Here is a 5,176-nt window from a genome sequence, read left to right as displayed (position 1 = left end):
AGGCGCACCGGACGCTGATCGGCCAGCTCGACAGCGGGGTGGCCGCGTACGAGGGGCTGGTGGCGGCGGCGGCCGGCTACGTCGCCGAGGACGCTCGCCCCAGCACCGAGCACCCGGCCGCCTCCCGGCTGACCGAGGCGACCGACCTGCTGCACGGCGTGGCGTCGGCCCTGGCTGAGCTGCGCGCCGTCGGCGAGCCACTGCGCGCCCCCACCCGCTGACCGGCCCGCCCGGGCACACCGCCGCCCGGGCGGCTCAGTCCGGCGTGGTGACCGGGATCGGCCCGGTGAACGGCGAGCTGCCCACGACGTTGAACGAGCGGATCCGGTAGTGGTACGTCACGCCCCGGGCCAGCCCGGTGTTGGTGAAGCCTCGACCGGTGACGGTGAAGGTGGCGACCTCCCGGGTGAAGGACGGGTCGAGCGCCCGCTGCACGGTGAAGCCCGCGCCCGGCCCGTTCGGCGTCCCCGCCGCCCAGTTCAGCGCCACCGTGGCCGTGTCCGGTGCGGGGGCGCTCGGGGTGGCGGTCACCCCGGTCGGCACCGTCGGAGCCGGCGGGGTGGTGACCGTGGCCACCGTCGACCACGGCGACGCCGCGCCGAGGTACGTGGTGCGCACCCGGTAGTAGTACGTGGTGTCCGGGGGCGACGGCCGGGTCGAGGTGGTTGTCCGCCACGCCGACGGCGGTGGTGGCCGGCCCGCTGGTGAAGGTGGGGTTGGTGGCCCGCTGCACGTCGATCCCGGTGGCGAAGGAGCGGTTCGTCCAGCGCAGCGCGATCCGCAGCGGCGCGGCCGGCGGGACGGCGGCGGCGATCCCGGTCGGCGCGCTGAGGCGTACCGACGCGGGGACGCTGTTGGACCAGGCCGAGCAGCTCGCCGCGTTCTCCGCCCGGATCCGGTAGTGGTAGGTGACGCCGGGGGTCACGGTCGCGTCGGTGTACCGGGTGGCGGTGGCCGCCACGGTGATCGTGGTCAGTCCCTCGGTGAAGGCCGGGTCGGTGGCCCGGTGGAGCAGGTGGCTGCTGGCCGGCGGTCGGCTGCCGTTGCCGGTCCAGGCCAGGGCGATCGCCGGCAGCGCCGTCGCCGAGCCGGGCATCGGCGTCGCGGTGAGTCCGCTCGGCCCCCGGGGCGAGACCCGCAGCACCAGCGGCCGGCTCATCCCCAGGTCGCGGTGGCCGGCCGCGCCGCTGGACCAGCGGTACTCCCAGCCCAGGTTGACCAGCTGGTTGACCACCGTCGCCGGGCGCCCGTCGAGCGGGCTGACCGGGGTGGAGCCGACCCGGGCGCCGGCCGGGCGGTCGGTCGGAGCAGCCGGAGGCTGTCGCCGATCTTGAACGGCAACGGGGGCACCACCGGGCGCAGCGCGACCACCACGTCCTCGGCCGGGTTCACCCGGATGGTCTCCTTCCAGCCCAGCTCCCCGCCGTCCGGGGGCCGGACGGTGCCGTCCCAGCCGACCCGGTTGACCAGCTGCACGTCGCAGCCGCCGATCCGCACCACGTGCGTCTGCCGGCCGGTGCCGCTGATCCGCCACACCTGGGTGCCGTCGACCGCCGCGCCCGGGGGCCCGTCCGGCTCGGCGGCGACCAGCACCTCGGTAGCCGGGTCGGCCGGGCCCAGCGGCAGGGACGCCGGGCCGAGCGGCCCCGCGTGCGGGTGGGCGACGCCGAGCCGCCCGGCCTGCCGGCCGTGCCCCGGCTCGAAGACCTGCCGACCGTCTTCACCTGGATCGGCAGGGTCACCGGGGCGGTGGCGCCGGCCGGGGTGAAGCTGACCGTGGTGGCGTGCACCGGCACCAGCGTCCGCCCGGCGGTACGGGTGCCGAACGCCGCGTCGTACTCCGGCTGCGGCACGATCGGCGGTCGCTGGCTGGCCGCGTACGCCCCGGGCAGCCGCTCGCCCAGCCGGCCCAGGTCGTACGGCTCGGCCGGGGTGCCGGCAACCCGGAACTGGAGCAGGGTGCGGGTGTTCGGGCCGTACCCGGGGCGGGTGCCGGCGACGCCGCCCTCGGCGCTCCGGTCCGGGGCGTCGGTGTGCTGGTCGTAGCGGGGATCGAAGCAGGGCAGCGGGGCCGGGGCGTCGTTGTAGAGGATCAGCGTGCCGCCGGGCGGGACGGTGGAGAAGTCGACCACCACGTCGGCCCGTTCGCCGGGGGCGAGCAGCAGCGCGTGGGTGTCCACGTTGAGCACGGTCGGGTCGCGCCGGTCGTAGCGGTAGCCGACCGGCCGGTTCGGCACCACCACCGGCGCGGGGAGCAGGCCGCACTCGTTGCCGATCCGAATCATGCGCGGCCCGGCCGCCCGGGGGTCGGGCACGCCACCGTCCCGCCCGTCGGTGGGCCAGTCGGGCGGCCGTCCCGAGGCGCGCATCGCCTCCACCATCGGCACCTCGCCGGCCCCGGCGTCGGCCAGCGCGCCGTCCGGGTGCCACATGGCGGCGTCCGAGCGGGCCCGGTAGAGCGCCAGGTTGAGGCTGCGGTCGGCGCAGGCGTTGAGGATCCGGAACCGGTACGCCTTCGGCTGCACCTTCAGGTACGGGTACGCGACCCCGTTGACCAGCGCGGTGTCCCCGTACGCCTCGGGCACCGCGCTCGGGTGCGGCAGGCCCGGCGCCCGGGGCGGCTCCTCCGGGGCGGCGACCGGGTCGTGGTGCGGGTTGTCCACCGGGCCGACCCAGAGCGGGTCGTCGCCGCCCGAACCGGGCACCCAGGGGCCGTAGTCCCACCGCCCGGTCGGGTTGCGCCCGGAGGCGACGTACGGGTTCTGCCGAGGCTGGTAGACGTGCGGGTGCCAGAGGTTGCCCCGGGCTCCCCACCGGTCCCGGTCCCAGGTCGGGTCCTCGGCGGCGAGCTGGGCGTCGTCGGGGACGAACGTCTTGTCCTGGATCACCAGCGGGAACTGCTCGGCGGGGAGCACCCCGTCGGCCGCCAACCGCTCCTCGGCCGGGTCGGTGAGCAGGTAGGGGGCCAGTTGTCCGGAGTAGACGGTCAGCCGGGACGTCCCGAGGGTGTTGTCGTGCAGCCACATCAGCCGCCCGCTCTGCTCGTTCGGGAAGTAGAGCGTGGTGGCGCCCAGGCCGGGGGGCGGCATGTCCGGCACGTGGCTCAGCCCCGGCCCGTTCGGGTACGGGGTGATCTCGCCCGCCGGCGTCACCCACTGCCACGGGTTCCCGGCACTGGTCCAGCCGGTCTGCGCGCCGGCCAGGTGCGGCACGGCCCGGTTCTGCGGGTACGGCGCCGGCCCGTCCAGCGGCCCGATGCCGGCACCGTCCAGGGTGGTGTCGACCGGAAGGAAGAGCTCGCCGGCCCGCCCGGTGGGCAGCTGGTTGATGAACTTGACCCGTACCGGCCGCCCGCGCCGCGCGACGATCATCGGCCCCAGGTGGTACGGCCGGTCCGGCGGGGCGACCGTGTTGTGCCCGTCGAGGTCGGTGCCGAGGTTGAGCTGCCGGTAGCCGCGCAGCCGGGTGGTGGGCAGGTCGCGGTGCAGCCGCTGGGTGTACTCGCAGAGCCCGATCTCGTAGTAGTCGCAGCCGGGGTAGCTGATGGTGTCCGGCACGGCGACGGGCAGGTGCGCGCCCAGCCCGTTGCGCCCGAGCGGCCCGGGCAGCGGCAGCGCGTCGACGAACTTGCGGATGCCGGTGCCCGGCACCACCCGGCCGTGCCCGTCGAGCGTCGGCAGCGGGCTGTGCGCGAAGTTGGGTACCGGCCCGAAGCAGCGTGGGACGGCGGCCGGGTCCAGGCTGGCCGGCGCCGGTCCGGCCGGCTCGCCGGTACGCGCCGCCGGCACCGTCGGTCCACCGACGCGGTCGGTGCGGACCGCGCGGACCGGCCAGCTGGAGCGCAGTCTGCGGAACAGGGCCATGGCTCTCCCCGGGGCCTGGGGGCGCGGCGGCCGCCACCTCGACGTGGCGGGTGGTCGCGCCCGGCAGTGACGAGCGGTGAGCACTCAACCGCAGCATGCGACCTGGGAGGCCGGTTAGGAACTACCCAATCGTCCCAATCCGGTACGTGTCCCTGTCGGACGGGCGGGTCGGGTCAGGGCTGTGCCGGGTCAGGGCTGTGCCGGGTCAGGGCTGCGCCGGGTCGGGTGCCGGCTGGCACCTCGGGCACCAGTAGGTGACCCGCTCGCCCAACTCCTCCTTGCGGATGGCGGTGCCGCAGCGCCGGCAGGGCTGCGCGCGCCGGCCGTAGACGTAGCTGGTCCCGCCCCGGTGCAGCGAGCCGGTGGTGCTCTGCGTCCAACGGCCCCGGTTGGCCGCGAGCAGCCGCTGGGCCAGCGCCACCGTGCCGGCCAGGTCGGGCACCGCCCCGACCGGGGTCCACGGCGAGAGGCCGCGCAGGAAGAGCACCTCGCACTTGTAGAGGTTGCCCACTCCGGCGAGGTTGCGCTGGTCCAGCAGCGCCTCGCCGATGGTGGCCTCCGGGTGGGCGGCGAGCCGGCGGACCGCCTCGGCCGCATCCCAGTCCGGGCCGAGCAGGTCAGGGCCGAGGTGCCCCACCAGGGACTCCTCCTCTGCCGTCGGCAGCAGGGCCAGCTCGTGCAGGTGGTAGCCGACGGCCACCGCGCTCGGGGCGCGCAGCACCACCCGGATCAGGTGCGCGGGCCGCGCCCCCCAGCGTTCCCCCGGCGCGTACGCCCGCCAGGCACCGTCCATCCGCAGGTGCGAGTGCAGCGTCCAGTGCCGGACGTCCGACCGCCCCTCCGGCGCGGCCAGGCGCAGCAGCAGGTGCTTGCCGCGGCTGGCGGACTCGCGCACCGTCCACCCGGTGAGGTCGGTGGTGGCCAGCTGCGGCACCCGGAAGTCGCTGCCGGTCAGGGCAGCGCCGGCCAGCGCCCGGTGCAGGACGCGGGCGGTGTTCCAGACGGTGTCGCCTTCGGGCATCCCACCATCCTCCCTCGGCCGAGCTGAATTCGCATGTGTCGCTATTTATACGGTGCTTCCCCTTCATGTCTTGACAACGCAGTATCAGGAGGTTCTGAGGAGAATGCTGTGGGCTGTCCCCCATCTCGTACCCTGTCCGCCCTGCTCGCGGGCGTGCTGACCGCCACCGCCGCCGCGGGTCTCCGTCCCGTCGCCGCGCTCGCCGCTCCAGCGGATCGTTCCCCGCCGTCGCCACCTCCGCCGCGCCGGGCGTCGAGCGCCTGGTCCGCGGACCTCGCCGTCGTCCGGTGGC

Annotated in this window: 2 protein-coding genes and 2 pseudogenes; 2 read left to right on the top strand and 2 right to left on the bottom strand. The window is 75.8% G+C overall.

All coding sequences use genetic code 11. The features are described from left to right. Window positions 1-221, top strand: a pseudogene (locus JNW89_RS26900) (hypothetical protein); the annotation flags it as partial. A 34-nt stretch (window positions 222-255) separates the two neighbouring features. Here the strand turns inward: JNW89_RS26900 and JNW89_RS26895 are convergent. Both JNW89_RS26895 and JNW89_RS26890 read right to left on the bottom strand, forming a co-directional pair. Next, window positions 256-3,863, bottom strand: a pseudogene (locus JNW89_RS26895) (hypothetical protein). A 205-nt stretch (window positions 3,864-4,068) separates the two neighbouring features. Further along, complete coding sequence (locus JNW89_RS26890) at window positions 4,069-4,884, bottom strand: zinc finger domain-containing protein (RefSeq protein ID WP_238451135.1); 816 nt, start codon at window positions 4,882-4,884, stop codon at window positions 4,069-4,071. Window positions 4,885-4,992: 108 nt separating this feature from the next. Here JNW89_RS26890 and JNW89_RS26885 point away from each other — a divergent pair. Next, window positions 4,993-5,176 (top strand): hypothetical protein (locus JNW89_RS26885; protein ID WP_238451134.1); only part of this gene is annotated, 184 nt, incomplete at its 3' end.

This window comes from Micromonospora sp. 4G55 (genome assembly GCF_016803375.1).
The sequence above is the reverse complement of the archived record's forward strand: the minus strand, read 5'-3'. Positions and strand labels throughout refer to the sequence as shown.

Excerpts from the sequence above, each read along its gene's own strand:
- JNW89_RS26890 (WP_238451135.1), bottom strand. The coding sequence starts at position 4,884 with ATGCCCGAAGGCGACACCGTCTGGAACACCGCCCGCGTCCTGCACCGG.